Here is a 19,343-nt window from a genome sequence, read left to right as displayed (position 1 = left end):
CTCAGGCGGACTCGGGTCTCAGTCGGACCCGGGACTCAGGCGGCCCGGCCGCCGGTGAGCAGGTCGGCGGACAACTCGTCCATCGGCAGACACCGCGCACCGAGGGCCGCGGCGAGTTCGGCGGCCAGCCCGAGCCGGATCATGCCCTGTTCACAGTCGACCACCACGGCGTCGATGCCTCGCCGACCGATCGCAGTGGCCACCTTCCGGGCCCGGGGTGCGGCGTCCGGCCCGGCCGTCGCACGGCCGTCGGTCAGCACCACGAGCAGCGCGCGACGCTGTGGTTCGCGACGCGCGGCGCGGTCGATGACATCGGCTGCCTCGATGAGTCCCTCGGCCAGCGGTGTGCGACCACCGGTCCGCAGGTCGGCGAGGCGCCGGACCGCGATGTCGACGGACTTTGTCGGCGGTACCGCCACCTCGGCGGACGACCCACGCGCGACGACGACCGCGACCCGGTCGCGGCGCGTGTAGGAGTCGCGCAGCAGGTCGACACAGATCCCGGTCACCGCCGAGAGCCGGCGGCGCGCGGTCATCGAGCCGGACAGGTCGACGACGAACACGACGAGGTTGCCCTCCTGGCCGATGCGTTCCGCGCTGCGCAGGTCACCGGACCGCAGACGGACGTCACCCGTTGTCGCACGGCCGTCGGCGGCCACCCGGTCGGCGGCCGACAGGATCGTGCCGAACAGGTGGACCGGTTCGCCATGTGTGAAATCGATTGCGCGCGTGGTCTGTCCACGCCGAGAACGAGCGCGTGAGCGGCGACCGGGGTCGCCTTCGCCGATGCCGTCGACGCTGAGGCGCCGAATCCGGGGTGTGTGCGCGGCGGCGGGGGTGTCTCCGAAACGTGGACCCGGCACGGGTTCGGTGGGCGCCTCGTCGTCGGCGTCCGCGTTCTCGGAGGTCTGGCGGTCGTTCGCGGACATCGACGACGGCTCGGGCGATGAGTCGGTGCGGTCGTCCGGCGGGGGTGCGCCGCCCCCATCGGGATCGGTCGGATCGGGATCGGTCGAGTCGGGATCGGTCGGGTCGGGATCGGTTGGGTCGGGATCGGTCGGGTCGGGGTCCCGGGGGCCCGATTCGGCGGCGTCGTGGCCCGCATCCATCGCGTCGTCGAGCTGCTGATCGGTCAGACCGGATTCGTCGAACGGGTTGCGCCGGCGCCGATGTGGCAAGGCGAGTTCCACCGCCACCCGGACGTCGTCGGCGGTCACCTCGTCAGCGAGTCGCCACGCGGCGTGTGCGGCCGCGGTCCGCGCCACGACGATGTCGCCGCGCAGTCCGTCGACCTCCAGATGCGCACAGATGCCGGCGATCCGCCGCAGCTCCGCGGCCGGGATCCGGACGGCGGACACCAGGGCACGCGCATCGGCGATCCGGGTCGTCAGTTCGGCCTCGGCGGCCGCATGATCGGCGACGAATGTCTCCGGGTCGGCGTCGAAGGCCATCCGCCGCGACACGATCTCCACCCGCTCGTCGATGTCTCGGCCGGCCGCGACATCGACGGCCAGACCGAACCGGTCGAGCAGCTGCGGACGCAGCTCCCCCTCTTCCGGGTTCATCGTGCCGACCAGGACGAAGTCTGCGGGCTGCGTATGCGATACACCGTCGCGTTCAATGGTCACCCGTCCGCTGGCGGCGGCGTCGAGCAGCACGTCGACGAGATGGTCGGCAAGCAGGTTGACCTCGTCGATGTAGAGGACGCCCCCGTCGGCGCGGGCGAGCAGACCGGGGGTGAACTGTGCGCGGCCCTCGCTCAGTACGGCGGTCAGGTCGAGCGAGCCGACGACCCGGTCCTCGGTCGCCCCGATCGGCAACTCCACCACGCGACCACGCGGGTGCCCCGTCTCCGGGTTCTCCCCCGCCACGTTCCTTCCCGCCGCGTGGTCGGCCTCGAGCAATGGCCCGAGTCCGCGCACGATCGTCGACTTCGCGGTGCCCTTCTCGCCGCGGATGAGCACACCCCCGATGCCCGGGGAGATCGCCGACAGGATCAGCGCCAGCTTGAGCCGTTCCTGCCCGACGACGGCGCTGAACGGATAGCGGACAGGCCCCTCGACCGAGGTCGCCCGGTGGTGACGGCCGGTCACTGCGGCCCACCGGCGACGACGTCGCGGGCCTGCGAGGTCACCGGCTCACGGCGCATCGTGACGTGCGGGATGCCGTCCTCGAGGTATTCCGCCCCCTCGACGGCGAACCCGAACTTGGCGTACATGTCGACGAGGTAGGCCTGGGCCTCGATCACGCATCCGTGATCGCCGATCTGCGCGAGCGCGGCCGTGATGAGTCGCGCGGTCAAACCCTGCCCGCGATGGCCGCGCTCGGTGCACACCCGCCCGATGCGGAACGTCGGTGCGCCGTCGGCAGACGGCGGCTCGGTGAGCAACCGCAACGTGGAGACCACCACGTCGTCGTCGGCGATCCAGAACTGCCGGGTTCCGGGGTCCAGGTCGCGGCCGTCGAGCTCCGGGTACGGGCACGCCTGCTCGACGACGAAGACGTCGACCCGCAGCCGCAGGATCTTGTACAGGGTGGCCGCATCCATCTCGTCGGCCGGACTGTGGTGGAGGTGCCCTACCGATGTCATGGTGTCGTGCCTATCACAGACGCGCGCACTCGTCGGGCGGCGGTGTCAGACCGCGGTCGCCTGTGCCGGTTCGGTGTCGACCTGTGGGGCCACGGCATCGCGCCGCAGCTGCAAACTCGCGTTGGTCCAGTCCCACACCTGCCGGAACAGGTCACGGTTGTCGGAGAGCTTCTGCCCGAAGGACGGGATCATCTCGGTGAGCGTCGGCTTCCACCCCGCGTACTCCTTGGGGAAGCACTTCTCCAGGACGTTGAGCATCGCCGGAACGGCCGTGGAGGCACCCGGCGATGCACCGAGCAGACCCGCGATGGTGCCGTCGTCGGCGGTGACCACCGCGGTGCCGAACTCCAACGATCCACCGACGCCGGTCTTGCGGATCACCTGCACACGCTGACCTGCGGTGATGATCTCCCAGTCGGCGCCGTCGGCACGGGGGACGAACTCGCCGAGGGTGTTCACGCGGTCGGCGCGGCTGGCCGCCAACTCACTGATCAGGTACTTGAGCAGACCGAACTCCTGCGGCGCGATCGACAGCATCGGCAGCAGGTTGTTCGGCTTGACCGAGAACGGCAGGTCGGTGATCTTGCCGCTCTTGAGGAACTTCGGCGACCATCCGGCGTACGGGCCGAACAGCAGCCCGGGCTTGTGGTTGATCACGCGGGTGTCGAGGTGCGGCACCGACATCGGCGGCGCACCGACGGCCGCCTGCCCGTACACCTTGGCCTGGTGCTCGGAGACGAGGTCGGGATTGGTGCACCGGAAGAACTCACCGGACACCGGGAATCCGCCGAAGCCCTTGGCCTCGGAGATACCCGACTTCTGCAGTAGGTGCAGGGCGCCGCCACCGGCGCCGACGAAGACGAACTTGGCGTGGACGGTGAACTTCTCCTTGGTCCGCATGTTGCGGACCTTGACCATCCAGCTGCCGTCGGACTGCTTCGACAGGTTGGTGACGCCGTGGCCGAAGTAGATGTCGGCGCCCGACTCGCCGATGTTGTTGATCAGCTGCTGGGTGAGCGCACCGAAGTCGACATCCGTGCCCTCGGTGAACCAGTTCAGGGCGACCGGGTCGGAGAAGTCCCGGCCGGCCGACATGAGCGGCAACCGCTCGCTGAACGTCGCCTCGTCGTCGATGAACTCCATGCCCTCGAACAGCACCTGGCCGGCGAGACGGTCGTAGCGCTTGCGCAGGTAGTCGACGCCCGCCTGGCCGTGGGTGAAGCTGACGTGCGGGATCGGGTTGATGAACTCGCTGGGGTCGCCGAGGATGCCGTTGTCGACGGCGTAGGCCCAGAATTGCCGCGACACCTGGAATTGCTCGTTGATGTTGAGCGCTTTGTCGATGTTGACGTCGCCGTCTGCGGTTTTCGGGGTGTAGTTCAGCTCGCAGAGCGCGGAGTGCCCGGTGCCGGCGTTGTTCCACGGGTCGCTGCTCTCCGCGGCGGCCGCGTCGAGTCGTTCGAAGAGGCTGATCGACCAGTCCGGCTGTACCCGATGGATCAGCGCGCCGAGGGTGGCGCTCATGATCCCGGCACCGACCAGTGCGACATCCGTCTTGATCACCGAGTGAGACACGAAGAGCTCTCTTTCGCACGAGGTGGACGTTCCGACACCGGTGACGCTGTCACCGGGGCATCCATGTCGTTCATCCCTGTCATCGGCCATTGTTCCCCATTTGCCGCGAAACAATGGAATCGCCTCTGCGGAATTGTGGGCTGGGCGACACCTCGGCCCACTGGCCGACCTGGGGCGCTCTTCTAGAGTGGAGGTCGTGACCGCATCCTCGACAGCTGCCCACGACGGCAGCCGACCAGCTGCGACCTGGCAACCCGACCAGTTCCTGGACCGATACGAGGTCCTGACTCTCCCGCTGGGACCAGACCCCGACGGGGAGGACCCGATCACCGCGACCCTGGTCCGCAAGGCCGGCCCGGAACCGTCGACGAACGGTGCCGTGCTCTACGTCCACGGTTTCACCGACTACTTCTTCCACGAACCGCTGGCCGACTACTTCCACGCCCGCGGCTACGCCTTCTATGCCTTGGACCTGCGCAAGTGCGGGCGGTCGCTGCAGCCGCAGCACACCGCGCACCTGACCACCGACCTGCGGCAGTACGACGAGGAGCTGGGCCGCGCGCTCGACGTCGTCGTCGACGAGACGGCCGGCGACGACGGGCGGGCGCGGGTGATCGTCGCCGCCCACTCCACCGGCGGCATCATCACCCCGCTGTGGCTCGACCGGCTGCGGTCGTCGTCGCGGGAGCGTCACGCACACGTCGCTGGGCTGTTGCTCAACAGTCCGTGGTTCGACCTGCAGGGCAGCCCGGTCCTGCGTACGCCGCCGGTGTCGGCACTGCTGCGAGTGCTCGCCGCGGTGCGCCCGAAGGCGGTGTTGCCGCAGGAGCTTTCGGAGGGATACGGCCGCAGCATCCACGAGACGACCGGCGGCGAATGGGCCTACGACCTCGCCCTGAAACCGATGGGCGGCTTCCCCGTCACCTTCGGGTTCCTCAACGCGGTCCGTCGCGGGCACGCCCGACTGCACCGCGGCATCGACGTCGGCGTGCCCTCGCTGGTGCTCCGATCCGACAAGACCCTGTTCGACGGTGCCCGCCCGAGTTCTGTCGACGACGCCGACGTGGTGCTCGACGCCAGGCACATGTCCCGGTGGAGCGGATGCCTCGGCGACCGGGTGTCGGTGGTCCCGATCGCCGATGCCCGTCACGACGTGTTCCTCTCCGTGCGGCACGCTCGGGAGCACGCCTACCGCGAGATCGACCTCTGGCTCCAGGACACGCTCGGCGCCCCCGCGACGCCGGTGGACACACCCTCCGACGCGACATCGGACACACCCTCGGGGCGCGCATGACCGCGCCGCAGGTCGTCGATCTGGCGATCATCGGTTCCGGCAGTGGCAATTCGATCCCGGATCATCGGTTCGACGACAAGACGATCGCGATCTTCGAGGAAGGTGTCTACGGCGGCACGTGCCTCAATGTCGGGTGTATCCCCACCAAGATGTTCGTGTACGGCGCGGAGGTGGCCGAGATCGCCCGACATGGCGGCCGGCTCGGTGTCGACAGCCGGGTGGATTCCGTCGACTGGCCCGGCATCGTCAAACGCGTGTTCGGTCGGATCGATCCGATCTCGGTGGGCGGCAAGGAATATCGCGTCGACCGCTGCCCCAACATCACCGTGCACTCCGCCCATGTCGAGTTCGACGGTCGCGACGAGGACGGCCGCTATCGGCTGGTAACCGCGGAGTCGCTGGTGCTCGCCGACGAGGTCGTCATCGCGGCCGGGTCGCGAGCGACGATCCCACCGGCGATCGCCGAATCCGCCGTCCGGTACTACACCAACAACGACGTGATGCGCCTCGAGGAGTTGCCGGAACGGCTGATCATCGTCGGAAGCGGTTACATCGCAGCCGAGTTCGCGCACGTGTTCGGCGCCCTCGGCAGTTCGGTGTCGATCATCGCCCGCAGCGGCGCGCTGCTCCGCAAGCTCGACGCCGACGTCACGACGCGATTCACCGAGGTCGCACGTGAGAAGTGGGATGTGCACCTGGACACGAATGTGGTCGGGGCCAAGGATCTGCCCGACGGCGGGGTGCGGGTGGACTTCGAGGACGGCGGACATCTCGACGGTGACGTGCTGTTGGTCGCAACCGGCCGTAAACCCAACGGGGACCGACTCAACCTCGGGTCGATCGGCCTCGCGCTGGACGCCGACGGGCGGGTCATCTGCGATCCGCACGGTCGTACCGACGCGCCTCGGGTGTGGGCCCTGGGCGACGTCAGTTCGCCCTATCAGCTCAAGCATGTCGCCAACCACGAGGAACGGGTCGTGCAGGCCAACCTGCTCAAGGGTTGGGACTCCGAGGACCTCGACACCTTCGATCATCGGTTCGTGCCCGCCGCGGTGTTCACGCATCCGCAGATCGCTGCGGTCGGACTGACCGAAGACGAGGCGCGTGACCAGGGACTCGACATCACTGTCAAGGTGCAGGCCTACGGCGACGTCGCCTACGGCTGGGCGATGGAGGACACCACCGGGTTCTGCAAGGTCATCGCCGAACGCGGCACCGGCCGACTGCTCGGCGCTCACGTGCTGGGTCCGCAGGCCCCGACCGTGATCCAGCCGGCGATCCAGGCGATGTCGTTCGGCCAGACCGCGCTGGAGGTGGCACGCGGCCAGTACTGGATTCACCCGGCGATGCCGGAGGTCCTCGAGAACGCACTGCTGGGCCTCGAGATCTGACCCCGGTACGCAGGGACGTCCGCCGGTAGCATCGCTGCAATGGCGATCGTGAACCGTGGGTTCGTCGGCAGACGCGACCGTGACGCCGGGCGGCTGCCGCCCGGCCAGTACCGTACGTTCGATTTCCCGGTGCTCTCGGCCGAACCGACACCCTCCGTCGGCCTGGAGAAGTGGTCGTTGGCCGTCCAATCGGCGCAACACCGGATCCACAAGTGGAGTTGGTCGCAGTTCCAGGAACTGCCGCACGAGGAGATCGTCACCGACATCCACTGTGTGACCCGCTGGTCGAAGTTCGAGACCCGCTGGCGTGGCGTGTCATTCGACACCATCATCGCCGAGCTACCGTGGCCGGCGGAACCGTATGTGATGGCGCACTGCCACGGTGGGTACACCACGAACCTCGCGCTCACCGACCTGGTCGGTGGCCGCGGCTGGGTCGCCGACTCCTATGACGGTGAACCGCTGCCTGCCGAACACGGGGGTCCGGCACGGCTTCTGGTGCCGCACCTGTACTTCTGGAAGAGCGCGAAGTGGGTGTGCCGACTGCGCTTCATGTCGTCGGACACCCCCGGCTTCTGGGAGAGCAACGGGTACCACATGCACGGCGACCCGTGGACGGAGCAGCGCTACTCATGAACGAGTGGCAGATCACCACCGTGATCTCGCAGTTCCGGCACAGCACCAGCGCGCGGTCCTTGTCCCTGGCCCTGTCTGAGCCGTTTCAGGGTCTCCCGGGCCAGCATCTCGACATCCGACTGACCGCCGAGGACGGCTACTCGACCGCGCGGACGTACTCCCTGTCGGATGTCCGCGAACCACGTGTCGTCGAGGTCACCGTGGAACGCGCCGATGACGGCGAGGTGTCTCCGTACCTGGTCGACGTCGTGGAGGTCGGCGAACCACTCGAGATCACCCGCCCGCACGGGGGTTGGTTCACCTGGGAGCCCACCGACACCGCACCGGTGCAGCTGATCGCGGGCGGGTCCGGCCTGGCGCCGTTGATGGCGATGCTCCGGAGCCGCGAGATCGCTGCCCCCGCAGTGCCGTTCAATCTGGTGTACTCGTTTCGGTCACCGGACCGGATGTTGTTCGCCGATGATCTGCGACAACTGGCCGAGCGTCGTCGATTGCCCATCCATCTCGCCTTCACCCGATCAGCGCCGGACGACGACGCGCGCGGTGCGCGCCGACTCGACGCGGCCGAGCTCGCCGCAGTCACGATGCCGCCCGATCGCGATCCCGCCGTGTACATCTGCGGACCCAACCGCTTCGTCGAGTTCTGCGCGGCGGCGATGCTCACCGCGGGCCACGACCCACGACGGGTGCGGACCGAACGCTTCGGCTGAACCCCGAGGTCAGCCCGTCACGACCTGCACCTGATGCGGCAGATGTACCGGTTTCACCTGTGCCACAACGGCTTCGAGCCGCGATAGGTCGACGGATTCCGGGTCGGCGACGGTGAGGGTGACGGCCAGCATCTGGTCGCGGTCATCGGTTGCATCGGGACCATGGTCGGGTGCCTCGGCCGAGACCGTCACGCCGCCGGGTTCGCTGATCTGCGGAGCGACACCGAAAGCCGCGACCACGGCGTCGTGCACACCGCGCCGCGTGCCGCGCCACCGCAGCAATTCGGCTCCGACGCCGATCAGTTCGCGCTTCTTCGCCGGCGATTCGTGGCCTTCGAGGACGAGTCCGATCCAGCCGGCCAGCCAGTTCAGCGAGTCGGCGGGCGCGGTCGCCGGATCGAGGTAAGCCGGAAAGCAGTCGAGCACGAGGATGGCCGGGCCCAACATCCGGTCGAACGACTCACACAGCCCCTGCGCGTAAGTGTCGTCGGCGTAGATCGACGGTAGGGTCGCGCCGACCGGATGCGGGCTCACCACCGTCGGCAGGTCACCGCGCACTGTACTCACTCCTCACCGGACTCCCCTTCCGTCAGATCACGCGCACCTGATGGCGGTGCGACAGGAACAAACCGTTGGGCGGAAGGGTCAATCGGTCGGTCGGCTCGCCGCGGCGCTCGGTCGCCGGATTGACCGGCATGAGTTGCACGTCGACTTCGCCGCTCATGTCCACACCGGGGACATCGGCGATCGCCGCCGCCAGGTCGGGGACACCGAGCGATCGTGCGACCGGCCACCCGCGGCCCGAACGACCACCACGCACCGGATGCAGCAGCCGGTACACCCGCGACCGGACGTCGGCCTTCACTGTCTCGCGGTCGAACCCGACGACTGCGCTCAGACTGATCAGCACGGTGACCCCGATGTACTGGGGTGGCTCGATCAACAGCCGGGTGCCGACGAGACGGCGCTCGTCCAGGTACCCGGCGATGGTGTCCAGGGTTCGGCGCTGCGGGGTCAGGTCGTGGACGCGTATCTCGCCGTCGGCGGAGTCGGCGACATGCGGGATCACCAGCAGCCGGATGACTCCGGGAGCGGCATCGTCGGCGAGGCAGTGCACCCGCGCGATCTCCGGTGCGGCCTGACGCGTCAGTTCCTCGAAGTCCTCGGCGGTGACCGCCCGCCCGCGGGAGCGCAAGACCACGGGACCGCGCAGCTTGAGTTCGTCGATCGTCTCGGCCTCGGCGCCGCCGACGGCGGCCACCCGGTTCTCCACCCGGGCGATGAACGGCACGCTGCTCTTGAGGACCCGCAACTGACCGACACCGACGTTGCCGTCGGCGCCGCCACCGATGCGGTAGTCCCCGATCGCGACGACCGCACCCTTGCGCGGAATCGCGCCGTATCCGCGCACCGTTCCGTCCGCGTCACGAATGGCCGGACCGAAGACCACTTCCCCCGAGACCGGGTCGAGGTGGAACACCGGATCGTCCGCGGAACAGTCGGCGAAGTCGTCCACCGGACGCCACGTCGACGATTCGGTGCCGTCGCTGACGGTCACGCTCAGCGCATCGGAACGGACCACGGGGTGCTGATGAAGCCGGAACCGTTGCGCCACCGATCCATCGGAGATACCGAGAACCTCACCGGGAACCGTCTGCATGTGTGCGGCCGAGGTGGTACCGCCGACCGTCTGCGCCGACAGCGCGGTGATGTGCGGTGACAGCGTGTAGGTCTGCTGCCCCGGGATCGCGTCGATCAGCCGGCATCGCAGCCAGGCGCCACGCTGCCCGGCCACCACGGCGCGGGCATGATCGTCGGGCAAGTGCACGACGACGTCGCCGGGTTCGTTGAACCCGCCCGTCTCGTCCTTCCCGAGATCGCAGGCCACCCAACCGCGTTCGGTCAACGCTTCCCATCGCAGCGGGGGCCGGCGGGGATCCACACCGACACCGGCGACCCGGCAGGTGATCCGCAACAGCACCGCGCAGGACGGGACCGGATCGGTCAACTCGACGAGCAGCGCGTCGTCGGTGCGCGGTGTCGCGGAGAAGCAGTCGAATCCGTCACCGCGCAACGACAGGCTGCGATCGGTGGGGTCGGCGTCCGCGGGAGCGGCGAAGACCCGCTTCGCCGAACACGGAACGATGTCGAGGGCACGGTCGGTCGAGAACACCACCGGCTCGGTCACGTCGGTCCGCACCGTGCTCACCTCGGTTCCCGATCGGACGTTGACGATCTGTGGTTGCGGGGCGGACAGCCAGAACGTCACCCGCGTGCGGCCGGTTGACGCCGGACGCAACTCCAGTCCCAGCAGGTCCAGGAACTTGAGATAGTTGCGGTCAGGCACCCGGTTGAGCCGATAGATGAGCTGGTCGACCATGGTCGCGACCGCCTCGATCAAGGTGATTCCGGGATCGGAGATGTTGTGATCACTCCACTCCGGGAATCGTTCGCGGACAAGGCGGCGCGCGTCGTCGACGAGATTCTGGAACCTGCGGTCGTCGAGGTCGGGGGCAGGCAACATCACGGTTCTCCCAGAGTGTTGGGTGCGGCCGGGACACCGGGGGCCCCGGTCTCGTCCGGCTCGTCGGGGATGACGTAGAAGGGGAACACCAGGTTCCGGCGGTCGTTCCGGCCGTGGATGCGGTAGCACACGTCGATGTAGAAGGTCCCCATGTCGGCCGCGTCGAAATCGACGCGGATGTCGTCGACGTCGATCCGCGGCTCCCAGTCCTCGAGCGCGGTGCGCACGTCGCGCGCGATCGCGGCGGCGGTCCCCGACGTCGCCGGGGCGAACACGTGATCGTTGATCCGGCACCCGAATTCGGGCCGCATGGGCCGCTCCCCCGGCGTCGTCCGGAGAATGATCTCGATCGCCTGCTCGACGTCGCTGCCGCCGCCGGCGAGGGCGAAGGTACCGGTGGGGCCGGTCCGGACCGGGAACGCCCAGCCGCGACCGACGAAGTCTGTGGTGAGTCGATCATCCATGTCGGGCACCTGCTTTCGTCAGCCGATGAGAACGGTGGGCGCGCCGGAGACGATGGGGGCACCGCACCCCGACAGGTCGCCGACGCGGGCCGCCGGTCGTCCTCCGATGAGCACCGTGGGGCAACCCGGCGGCACGATCGCCGTGGGCGGGTGCACCGCCGGGGGCGGGAACGAGCAGATATGTGGGGTACCGACCGTGGCGGCGGGTGCGCCGCCGATGAGGACCGTCGGACAACCCGGCGGCCCCACGACACCCGGATGGGCGGTCGGGTCGCCGACGCGCGCGGCTGGTGGCATGGTCTCTCCTCAGTTGAGTTTGATGGGGGTGCCCTGGACGGTCACCGGGCCGGATGCGGTCACCTCGGCCGTGGTTGTCGCGTTGACCGACACTTTCCCGCCGCGCAGATCCAGTGGGCCCGAGCCGGCGTCGATGGTGATGCCCTGATCGGCACGGAGCGCGAGAGTCCCGGTGCTGCGGACGCTGATGGCGCGGGCGACGGCGTCGAGTTCGATGCGCAGTGCGTCGTCTGCGGTGGCCATCACGACTCCTTCGTCGCGACCGTCCCGGTCCTGGAGGTCGATACGGTGCCCGCGCCGGGACACCCACGAGCGCCGGTTGACCGATCCGGATCCGGAATCCACCAACTCGACACCTTTCGCGTCCGGTGTGTCGACGCCGTTGAACAGACCGCCGAGAACGTACGGATGCATCTCGTCGCCACGTTCGAACGCGACGAGGACCTCGTCACCCACTTCCGGGAGCACGAGGACGCCACGATCCTTGCCCGCCCCCGCCATGACCGTCCGGGCCCAGCCGCTCACGTAGTCCGATGACAACTGCGGAAACGACAGGCGCACGCGCCCCTGCTGTTGGGGGTCGTTGATGTCGGTGACCTGGGCGATCGTCACGCCTGTCGACGATGCGGCGGGGGTCGCCACCGACGTGAGGCCGAGCATGCTGCGATTGTGGGCGGCCGACACGGCGATCGCCGTGGTGTAGCCGACCTGGGGGTCATAGCGGTGGCGCGCGGACGACAGGACGAACTTGCCGTCGAAGGGAGCACCGAGATCGATGAGCGCGACGGCGGTTCCCGCCCGTAGCGTCGGGTTGCCGGTGCAGACCGCCTCGATCTCGGCGTGACTGCCGGCGATCGAGGTGGCTCTCGCCTGCGCGCACGCGTCGGCCTCGGCCTGTGACCGCACACCCCGATCGGACTCCACATGAGTCCGATCGCCGAAGGTCGCGGCGAGACCGGCGGCGTCGAGGTCGGTCAGCCGTGCACCCGGGGAATCGGGTTGCGCCGCAGCGATGATCGGCTGCTTGGTCGCGACATCCCAGCCGCGGACCTCGACCCGACCGACCTGTTCGGACGCCGAGATCGCGGACCGCAGACGCACGATGTCGGTGCCGAATCGCAGCACCAGCGGGTTCTCCGGGTCACGTCCCGGCGCCTCGTCGGCCGGTGCGGGTGGTGCGAAATCCAGTGCCCCGGAGGTGACCCCGACGCGGTACCCGATGCCCTGCGCGAGTGCAGAGAGGAATTCCCAGTCGGTCTGCGCCTGCTGCGACAGGTGCTCGTACACCGTGGTCGACGGTTCGATGCGTCCGGGCCGCAGACCTGCCCGTCGCGCGCATTGAGTGGCCGCATCCGACGCGGTCACCTGGGTGTATGCCGCGGTGTGACGGCCCCGGAAGAGCCGGTGGGACTGGTCGTAGCCGCGGACGGTGGTGAATGTGCCCGCCTTCTCGAACTCGGCCTCGATCGCCGTGATCTCGCCGACGAGGAGTTCTGTCGTCGACGACGCCGCATCGGTGGTGATCGCGATGCGGATGGGCGCACCGATCCGCAGTCCACCGTCGGCCAGGACCTGCCGTGCGTTGTCGCGGAAGCGCAGCGAGAACGCGTCCGGGAGGCCGGTGTTGGTGTCCACATACGACGACATCAGCTGTAGCATCACCGCGTCCGGGAGGGGGCTGCCGCCGACGGTGATGGTGAGTCCGGAGGTGGTCGTCATCGGTTCAACTCCCTCGGCCGGTCGCCCGCCCGTGCATCATCGACCGCGGGCAGACAGATCCGCGTTCCCGACGGCACACGGAGTGGATCGTCGATACCGTTGAACGATGCGATGTCCCGCCACCGCTGCGGGTCCCCGTACTCCCGATGGGCCAGCGTCGCGAGCGACTCACCTGCGATCAGCACATGACTGCGGCGCGCGGACGCGGCACGAGAAGTGGGGTTCTGCCCGCCCTTGCCGCCGGGCATCTCCTCGATCTCGACGGTGCACACGGCACGTAACGGTGCGCCGTCGGCCGCGAACAGGGTGAACTTCGCGGTGACCTTGGTGATGAACCCCGGGAAGCTGGTCAGTCCTCCCCATTTGAACACGACCAGCGGCGGGATCGCCTTGGGCGTACCGGTTGTCGCGCTGGTCGGGACACAGCACGACATCAAGCGGTCGACACCTTTGGCCACGCTGTCGTCGTGCTTGGCCGTCGCGTCGAGGAACATCTCCAGCGACAACGTGCACGGCTGGGCGCCCATGAACTCGGCCGCGCCCGCTTTGGCGGCCCCCTTGGTCGGTTTGCTCTCCCACCGCGCCGCCTTGGTGATGGTGACCTCGCGTGGGTTGAACTGGAACGGAATCGATCCGAGCTTGCCGCCGGGCTTCGCGCCCCCGGGCGCCTTGGTCGGCTCGAACAGCTCCAGTTCGGCGTGCACGATCTGATCGGCGCCTCCCGACCCGGTAGAGGTGCCGGCGGTGTGTGCGGAAACGGCGACGGCGCTGCTCATGATCCCGACCCCTTGGAGCCGCGGATGCCGCGGTGCACGAGTTCGATGGTCTCCACGGCGACCTTCGGTGTCTCCAGGCTCAGCGACGGCCCGGTCCAGCGAACCGGGAGTACGCCGTCGAGCGACCATTCGGCGACGGTGTCGCCCTGTGCGTTCTTCGCCGCGATCTTCGCGGTGCCCGGCGTGTAGCCGCCGACGACCGCACTCACCCACTCGGCCAGCTTGTAGCTGTCGTCGCATACCGGCCGGGTGAGTTTGATGTTGCTGAACTTCACCCGACTCGGCAACTGCCACACCATCCCGTTGTTGCCGCCCTCCTCGCGCTGCTCGAGCACGATCTCGAGTCCCAGCCCTTCGCAGCTCACGAAGTCGCCGAGCGGCGCCGAGTCCACGGTGACCGAGAAGCACACGCTCACTGCGGGATCGGTGGTGGTCATGTCAACTCCTCGGATTCTCGGTCGTGCGGATCATCGGTCGGTGAGCATTCCCGAGCGCTCACGGTCGAGCCACAGCTCGGTGCGTAGGCGTGCCGAGAGCGGTTCGTAGAGACGGCGGGCCAGGTCCTCCAGGTCACCCGCGTCCATGGGCCCCTGGTTCGGTGCGGCTGGGTCGCGAGTCGGGTTCACGCCGTCGACGACTGCTGCGAGATGCTCTCTGCCCGAATCGATCGCCTGTGACGCGGCACCCGTCACCGAGTCACGCAGACCGGGCACGGAATCCGCCACGGCTGCCACCTTGTCGACCGCTTCGCGAGGCAGGGCGTCGGCGACCCGGTCACGTAGGTGTCCGGCCTGCGTCCCCAGCAGATCCGGCACCGACGACGATCCGAGCGCGTCACGAACCGGCGACGGAATCTGAACGGGAAGCGGGAATCGCTGCACCGGAGCGGCCGACGGCACGCTATGCCGCTGTGGGCGGACCGTCGCTGAACCGATTCCGGCCGAACCGGGTTCCGAGACGGCTGATGCCCGCTGGACGGGTGCGGCGCCGGCTCCTGTCGCAGGCCTTGCGGGAGGGACGTCGATGCGATTTGCCCCGAACATCGTCGCGAACGACACCGGTGCATCCGAGGTCATCGATTCCGCGGTGGTCCGTGAGCGCGCCGTGGAAAGCGGTCGCCCGACCGCAACCCGTTGCACCGGCGCCACTTCCACTACGTCGACTGGGCGCTGAATTTCGTCGACTGGGCGCTCGATCCGGTCGACTGGGCGCTGAATTTCGTCGACTGGGCGCTCGTTCCCGTCGACTGGGCGCTGAATTACGTCGACTGGGCGCTCGATCCGGTCGACCGGGCGCCGAATTTCGTTCACTGGGCGTCGAGCCGTAGGAACATCGAACTCGGCTTTCGAGGTCATCGCGCGACGCTGCACAGGCGCCACCCCCGGCCCGCGCGGTTCCCGAACCCCGCTCGGTCCCTGGGGAGCGAGCCTGCGAGCGTCACGAAGGGCCGTTGCAGGCGAGCTCGCGATCGCCGGTTGATCTGGTGGCGTCGTCTGCACCGACGACGTCACCTCCGGCGCGCCAACGGGAGTCGCCGTATCCGTACGCTGAACCGCCGCCGTTGTGGTCGTGGGCGCCGTCAGCGGTGCCTCCGATGGCCCGACGACGGCGACGGTGTCTGTCGAGCCCACAGCCTCCGCCCACCCGGAGGTTTCCGATGACGTCGACGGGCCGTCGGTGGGCGGAAGTGGAGGTGCCGGCTCGCGGGGAGACATTGTGGAATGACGCGAGACCGACACCGTCTGGAGTCGCTGCACGGCGCCCTGAGCTGGCCCGTCGGCAGCGCGGCGCGACTCGGCGGCGATGGCCGGCGCTCGACGCGCCATCGGGGTGAGCGGTGCTGCGATCGTATTGTCGGAGGTCGGGCTGTCGGGGACTGCATCGTCGAGACTGCTCCCCCGCACGACCGCACTCCGAACCGGTTGTGCTTCGTGTGTTGCCAACTGAACTGATGCGGGCAACGGGGTGATCGACCTGCCCATGATGCCGACACCGACATCGTCTGTGGTGGGCAGAGTTCGGCTGACCTGCGCGGGCTCGGGCACCGAGGTCGAATCAAGTACTTCCGGCAATGCCGTCCTCACTGGTTCGGCGACCTCACCAGAGCACGGCATTTCCGCCGGGGAGCCATCGGGGGACGAGACGATGACGGGATGCGTTGCAGCCGCAGAGAACACACCGAGGTTGCGTGGGACCGGCGACCTCTCGGTCGACCTCGCCACCGTCACGATCGGCGGGGTCGGTCGCGCGACCGGGACGACGTCACCTGCGCCGACTCCACCGGCGTTCGGCAAGAGGCGTTGGTCGTGCTGGAGATCCAGAGTCGTCGCCAGTGACCGCATCACTGTCGGTGTGTCACTTGTGCAGAGTGATGCCCCGAAGCGACCGGTGGTCGCGATGTCGTCGGACATCGCGATGTGCATCGGCTCCATGATGACCGGTTCGCGAGGCGCCGAGGTCGGCACGCTGCTGCATCCGGTCGTGCGTTGCACCTCGGGCGCCGACAGGTCTCGGCGGAACCACGATCGCCAATTCATCGGTGTCGTCTCCGTTTCTGTGCCGTCAACCGTCGGTGCTCAATTCGTTGATGAGGGCGACGTAGCGTTGTCGTTCGGCGTGCTCGAGGTCGAGAAGCTCTTCTCGACCCCAGTGGAAATTGAGGGCTACGTACGAGATCTCCCGAAACAGGTTCTCGATCCCGTACGTCGCTATTCCCCCAGGCGCCCACCGGAGAGGTCGACGGCGAACTCGCCGGTGCAGTGTGGGCAGACGACCCCGGCGCGGGTGTGGCCCTCCTGGTTCACCCGTCGATACAGATCCTGGAGAAAGGCGAGGTCGGAGGCGAACATCGACTCCACCACGCCTGCATGTACGTCGTCGACGGTGCCCAGTCGTGTGACCACCCGGCTGATGAGCACCACCGACAGGTATCCCGGGTTCTCCCGGACCCGGTCGTCTCGCTGCGACACGAGTTCGTCACGCGCGGTGGCCAACCGCATGGTTCCGCTCTGGTGTAACCCGCCCGCGGCGTCGACGTATCCGCGTGGAAGGACGAAGTCGAACTCCGTGGCCAGGGTCGGACTTCCGCCTCCGCCGCCGGCCCGGTCGCCGTCCGCGACGGCCGCGTCGTCGAGAACGGCTGCGCCACCGTGGGTCCTACGCACTGTCGACCTCGAGGCGCTCGTAGGTCAGCACCAGCTTCTCGGTGAGCACGCTGGTGTCTCCGGCCTTCATCGTGTTGACCTCCAGGCTCTTCGGCCATGCGTTGGTCACCTTGTACCTCTTGACGGCGCTGCCCTCGTAGTCGTAGACGACGATCGCCCCGCCCTTGCGGACGTCGCCCATCTTCCCGAGTTGAGAGTCCTTGATCCATTTGTCGAAGCTGTTGTCGTCGGTGAGGGGCCGGGTCAGCGTCACCTCGCCGGCCTTCCATCGGCCGGGCAGCTTCTTGATCGAGTATTTTCCGTCGGCCGCCGTGTTCGACTTGTACTCGATGACGTCCTGCTCCATCTTGAGGCCGTTGACCTCGGTGATCGACTTGATCTGGATGCCGTCGAACTCGAGGCCGAACGAATGGCCGACGCTGCTGTCGAATTCGGGTAGTCCCATGGTGTCACTTCACTTTCTCGGGTGGTCATTCGGCGACGAGGCTGGTGCCGCCGGAGTACTGGGAGAGCCGGAAGATCACGAACTCGGCGGGTTTCACCGGCGCGACACCGATCTGGCACACCACTTCGCCTGCGTCGATGCCTTCGGCGGGGTTGGTCTCCGCGTCGCACTTGACGAAGAACGCCTCGTCGGGTGTGAGGCCGAACAGGGCGCCCCGGCGCCATTCATTGGTGAGGAAGGCGCTGATGGTGCGCCGCAATCGAGCCCAGAGTGCGGGGTCGTTCGGTTCGAACACGACCCAGTTCGTCCCGTCCAGGATCGACTCCTCCAGGTAGTTGAACAACCGACGGATGTTCAGATATCGCCAGGACGGATCGGAGGACAGGGTGCGCGCTCCCCAGACGCGGATGCCGCGGCCGGGAAACGCACGGATGCAGTTGATCCCGGACGGGTTGAGCATGTCGTGTTCGTTGCGGGTGATCTGTGTCTCGATCTCGACGGCGCCGCGGACCACTTCGTTGGCGGGCGCCTTGTGTACCCCGCGGGTGTCGTCGTTGCGTCCCCAGATGCCGGCCATGAACCCGGACGGCGGGAGGTACTCGCCCTTGCCGACGCCGACCCAGGGCCAGTACATCGCGGCGTACTTCGAGTCGTACCCGGCGGTCTCGGTTCGCCATTGCTTCACCTGCTGAGCGTTGAGTCCCGGGGGTGTGTCCAGGATCGCCATGCGATCGCCCATGAGCTCGCAGTGCGCGATCATGGCCAGTTGGACCTGCTTGACGGTGTCGAGGTCGACGGCCTTCTGGGCGTAGGCGGTCATGAGGTCCGGGATGGCGACCATGGTGATGTCGTCGATGGCCTCCAGACCGGAGAAGCCCGTCCGGTTTTCGACCTTGCCGACGTAGTCCTCCGACGACAGGGTGGACGGCACCTCCGCGGTGGGTGCGGGAGCGACCAGGGCCGCCGATTGGCCCGCCACCAGTTCACCACCGCTATGCCCGGAGACGACCTCGATCTTGATCAGTGTGGAGTCGTTGGCGACGACCGTTTTCAGGTTGTGCTGTCCGCGACCACCGACCGTGCCGGTGTGCGTCTCGACCACTTCGTCACCCCGCTTCACGACCAGCTTCACGCTGCCCTCGGGAGCGCCCTCGTCGGGTTCGGCGACCTCCACCGACAAGTGCCCGTCGGCTGATCCCGACTCGAGCGCAACGGCTTTCAGGTTGCCGATCTCGGCTTGCGCTGCTGCCGGCTCGATCGACCGGCGTGGTGAGCCGTTCGACGACCCGCTGCCGTCCTGGCCGATGCGCACGATGTAGCAGTTCCCACCGCCGTTCTGGAAGTACGCGAACACCGCCTGCGCCAGCGACGTGTTCGCCATGAACCCACCGAAGGTCGAGGTGAACTGTGTCCAGTTGGCGACCAGGGTGGGACTGTCGAACGGCCCCTTCTCGGCGAGACCGACGAATGCCGCGACCGCGGTGCCGACGCCCTCGATGGGCCGGGAACCCGAATCGACTTCTTCGACGTAGACGCCCGGTGACAGATATGAAGGCATGGGATGCTCCTGACTCGCCTCGTGAACCGGTGATTGCCTCGATCTTCTTCGCTCGAACTCTTTGTGAGAACGTGCCTTCGGCCGGAGGCGAGGGCAGTTCCGGGTTCCCTTTCGGGCATCGGGAGCAGAGGTGGCCGCCGAGGTGCGGTCTGCCCGTTCGGGCAGTACATCTGGGCCCCAAAGCGATTGGTCCCCGATGG

At 68.0% G+C, this 19,343-nt stretch carries 19 protein-coding genes; 4 read left to right on the top strand and 15 right to left on the bottom strand.

All coding sequences use genetic code 11. From position 1 onward, the window contains the following. Positions 1 to 35: 35 nt before the first annotated feature. The 3 genes from V1Y59_RS06735 to mqo are packed head-to-tail and all read right to left on the bottom strand — an operon-like array spanning position 36 to position 4,165. Positions 36 to 2,093: a VWA domain-containing protein gene (locus V1Y59_RS06735; protein ID WP_330504046.1), complete on the bottom strand. Its 2,058-nt coding sequence runs from the start codon at positions 2,091 to 2,093 to the stop codon at positions 36 to 38. After that, positions 2,090 to 2,590, bottom strand: coding sequence for a GNAT family N-acetyltransferase (locus V1Y59_RS06730; RefSeq protein ID WP_330504045.1), 501 nt, complete (start codon positions 2,588 to 2,590; stop codon positions 2,090 to 2,092). The genes V1Y59_RS06735 and V1Y59_RS06730 overlap by 4 nt, the downstream gene beginning before the upstream one ends. A gap of 45 nt (positions 2,591 to 2,635) precedes the next feature. Further along, positions 2,636 to 4,165 (bottom strand): malate dehydrogenase (quinone), encoded by a 1,530-nt coding sequence (gene mqo, locus V1Y59_RS06725; RefSeq protein WP_330504044.1) that lies wholly within the window; start codon positions 4,163 to 4,165, stop codon positions 2,636 to 2,638. 196 nt (positions 4,166 to 4,361) lie between these two features. Here mqo and V1Y59_RS06720 point away from each other — a divergent pair, with 196 nt between their 5' ends. Genes V1Y59_RS06720 through V1Y59_RS06705 form a run of 4 tightly spaced genes read left to right on the top strand, consistent with a single transcriptional unit; the run spans position 4,362 to position 8,196 of the window. Then, positions 4,362 to 5,459, top strand: coding sequence for an alpha/beta hydrolase (locus tag V1Y59_RS06720; RefSeq protein WP_330504043.1), 1,098 nt, complete (start codon positions 4,362 to 4,364; stop codon positions 5,457 to 5,459). Continuing rightward, positions 5,456 to 6,850, top strand: a complete 1,395-nt coding sequence (mtr, locus tag V1Y59_RS06715; protein WP_330504042.1) for a mycothione reductase — start codon at positions 5,456 to 5,458, stop codon at positions 6,848 to 6,850. Before V1Y59_RS06720 ends, mtr begins: the two co-directional genes overlap by 4 nt. Before the next feature lie 39 nt (positions 6,851 to 6,889). After that, positions 6,890 to 7,486: a sulfite oxidase-like oxidoreductase gene (locus V1Y59_RS06710; RefSeq protein WP_330504041.1), complete on the top strand. Its 597-nt coding sequence runs from the start codon at positions 6,890 to 6,892 to the stop codon at positions 7,484 to 7,486. After that, positions 7,483 to 8,196 carry an FAD-binding oxidoreductase gene (locus V1Y59_RS06705; protein WP_330504040.1) on the top strand — a complete coding sequence of 238 codons (714 nt, stop codon included), beginning with the start codon at positions 7,483 to 7,485 and terminating at the stop codon, positions 8,194 to 8,196. The genes V1Y59_RS06710 and V1Y59_RS06705 overlap by 4 nt, the downstream gene beginning before the upstream one ends. A gap of 9 nt (positions 8,197 to 8,205) precedes the next feature. Here the strand turns inward: V1Y59_RS06705 and V1Y59_RS06700 are convergent, their stop codons facing one another. The 12 genes from V1Y59_RS06700 to V1Y59_RS06645 form a co-directional block, all read right to left on the bottom strand. After that, on the bottom strand, positions 8,206 to 8,763 hold the full coding sequence (locus V1Y59_RS06700; protein WP_330504039.1) for a phage tail protein: 558 nt from the start codon (positions 8,761 to 8,763) through the stop codon (positions 8,206 to 8,208). Between the two features lie 22 nt (positions 8,764 to 8,785). Further along, positions 8,786 to 10,720: a putative baseplate assembly protein gene (locus V1Y59_RS06695; RefSeq protein WP_330504129.1), complete on the bottom strand. Its 1,935-nt coding sequence runs from the start codon at positions 10,718 to 10,720 to the stop codon at positions 8,786 to 8,788. Continuing rightward, positions 10,720 to 11,184, bottom strand: coding sequence for a GPW/gp25 family protein (locus V1Y59_RS06690; protein ID WP_330504038.1), 465 nt, complete (start codon positions 11,182 to 11,184; stop codon positions 10,720 to 10,722). The genes V1Y59_RS06695 and V1Y59_RS06690 overlap by 1 nt, the downstream gene beginning before the upstream one ends. 18 nt (positions 11,185 to 11,202) lie before the next feature. Beyond that, positions 11,203 to 11,481, bottom strand: coding sequence for a PAAR domain-containing protein (locus V1Y59_RS06685; RefSeq protein ID WP_330432281.1), 279 nt, complete (start codon positions 11,479 to 11,481; stop codon positions 11,203 to 11,205). Positions 11,482 to 11,490: 9 nt separating this feature from the next. Next, a complete protein-coding gene (locus V1Y59_RS06680; protein ID WP_330504037.1) occupies positions 11,491 to 13,200 on the bottom strand; it encodes a VgrG-related protein in 1,710 nt (569 codons plus the stop codon). Further along, positions 13,197 to 13,976, bottom strand: coding sequence for a CIS tube protein (locus V1Y59_RS06675; RefSeq protein ID WP_330504036.1), 780 nt, complete (start codon positions 13,974 to 13,976; stop codon positions 13,197 to 13,199). Before V1Y59_RS06675 ends, V1Y59_RS06680 begins: the two co-directional genes overlap by 4 nt. Further along, a complete protein-coding gene (locus V1Y59_RS06670; RefSeq protein WP_330504035.1) occupies positions 13,973 to 14,413 on the bottom strand; it encodes a phage tail protein in 441 nt (146 codons plus the stop codon). The genes V1Y59_RS06675 and V1Y59_RS06670 overlap by 4 nt, the downstream gene beginning before the upstream one ends. Positions 14,414 to 14,443: 30 nt before the next feature. Further along, the gene (locus tag V1Y59_RS06665; protein ID WP_330504034.1) at positions 14,444 to 14,875 is read right to left on the bottom strand and encodes a hypothetical protein; all 432 of its coding nucleotides are present in this window, start codon (positions 14,873 to 14,875) and stop codon (positions 14,444 to 14,446) included. 1,663 nt (positions 14,876 to 16,538) lie between these two features. Continuing rightward, positions 16,539 to 16,673, bottom strand: a complete 135-nt coding sequence (locus V1Y59_RS06660) for a DUF6760 family protein (protein ID WP_330504128.1) — start codon at positions 16,671 to 16,673, stop codon at positions 16,539 to 16,541. Positions 16,674 to 16,684: 11 nt separating this feature from the next. After that, entirely contained in the window at positions 16,685 to 17,140 is a 456-nt protein-coding gene (locus V1Y59_RS06655; protein ID WP_330504033.1) for a hypothetical protein, read from the bottom strand. Beyond that, a complete protein-coding gene (locus V1Y59_RS06650) occupies positions 17,133 to 17,585 on the bottom strand; it encodes a phage tail protein (RefSeq protein ID WP_330504032.1) in 453 nt (150 codons plus the stop codon). The genes V1Y59_RS06655 and V1Y59_RS06650 overlap by 8 nt, the downstream gene beginning before the upstream one ends. A gap of 25 nt (positions 17,586 to 17,610) precedes the next feature. Next, complete coding sequence (locus V1Y59_RS06645; protein WP_330504031.1) at positions 17,611 to 19,143, bottom strand: phage tail sheath family protein; 1,533 nt, start codon at positions 19,141 to 19,143, stop codon at positions 17,611 to 17,613. Between the last annotated feature and the right edge of the window lie 200 nt (positions 19,144 to 19,343).

This window comes from Gordonia prachuapensis, assembly GCF_036350515.1.
Classification (GTDB): domain Bacteria; phylum Actinomycetota; class Actinomycetes; order Mycobacteriales; family Mycobacteriaceae; genus Gordonia; species Gordonia prachuapensis.
Note: the sequence above shows the minus strand (reverse complement) of the source record. Positions and strands in the feature narration are given on the sequence as shown.

Coding starts and splice junctions, on each gene's coding strand:
- V1Y59_RS06710 (WP_330504041.1), top strand. CDS start 6,890: ATGGCGATCGTGAACCGTGGGTTCGTCGGCAGACGCGACCGTGACGCC.
- mtr (WP_330504042.1), top strand. CDS start 5,456: ATGACCGCGCCGCAGGTCGTCGATCTGGCGATCATCGGTTCCGGCAGT.
- V1Y59_RS06690 (WP_330504038.1), bottom strand. CDS start 11,184: ATGGATGATCGACTCACCACAGACTTCGTCGGTCGCGGCTGGGCGTTC.
- V1Y59_RS06695 (WP_330504129.1), bottom strand. CDS start 10,720: ATGTTGCCTGCCCCCGACCTCGACGACCGCAGGTTCCAGAATCTCGTC.
- V1Y59_RS06680 (WP_330504037.1), bottom strand. CDS start 13,200: ATGACGACCACCTCCGGACTCACCATCACCGTCGGCGGCAGCCCCCTC.
- V1Y59_RS06645 (WP_330504031.1), bottom strand. CDS start 19,143: ATGCCTTCATATCTGTCACCGGGCGTCTACGTCGAAGAAGTCGATTCG.
- V1Y59_RS06670 (WP_330504035.1), bottom strand. CDS start 14,413: ATGACCACCACCGATCCCGCAGTGAGCGTGTGCTTCTCGGTCACCGTG.
- V1Y59_RS06675 (WP_330504036.1), bottom strand. CDS start 13,976: ATGAGCAGCGCCGTCGCCGTTTCCGCACACACCGCCGGCACCTCTACC.
- V1Y59_RS06705 (WP_330504040.1), top strand. CDS start 7,483: ATGAACGAGTGGCAGATCACCACCGTGATCTCGCAGTTCCGGCACAGC.
- V1Y59_RS06730 (WP_330504045.1), bottom strand. CDS start 2,590: ATGACATCGGTAGGGCACCTCCACCACAGTCCGGCCGACGAGATGGAT.
- V1Y59_RS06685 (WP_330432281.1), bottom strand. CDS start 11,481: ATGCCACCAGCCGCGCGCGTCGGCGACCCGACCGCCCATCCGGGTGTC.
- V1Y59_RS06650 (WP_330504032.1), bottom strand. CDS start 17,585: ATGGGACTACCCGAATTCGACAGCAGCGTCGGCCATTCGTTCGGCCTC.